Genomic DNA, 309 nt, shown 5'->3' on the forward strand with positions numbered 1-309 from the left:
TCAAGAAGGCGGTAAACAAACTCAAACGCTTCGGCGCTCTTTCTGTAAGGATCGGGAATTTCTTTCTGCCCCAACCAATGGGCGAAAAGCATGGTTTTGCCTCTGACCTCCGGCGCCAAGCGGCAAACAGCATCAATATGCCCTTTCTCCATAACCAGAATTAATGAATATTCCCGGCACATTTCTTTCGTCAGCTGCCTGGCTTCATGCCCTTCTAACGACAGCTGATGTTTTTCCGCAATGGAAATAGCGCTCTTATCCGCGGTTTTGCCAACCAAGGCACCGATGCCTGCGGAAGCGATCTCTTTG

1 protein-coding gene is annotated in these 309 nt (G+C 49.8%); it reads right to left on the reverse strand.

Translation table 11 applies throughout. The features are described from left to right. Positions 1–309 (reverse strand): arsenate reductase/protein-tyrosine-phosphatase family protein (locus KHA85_RS20805; RefSeq protein WP_213186771.1); only part of this gene is annotated, 309 nt, incomplete at both ends.

The sequence above is a fragment of the Dietzia massiliensis genome (assembly GCF_018390595.1).
Classification (GTDB): domain Bacteria; phylum Actinomycetota; class Actinomycetes; order Mycobacteriales; family Mycobacteriaceae; genus Dietzia; species Dietzia massiliensis.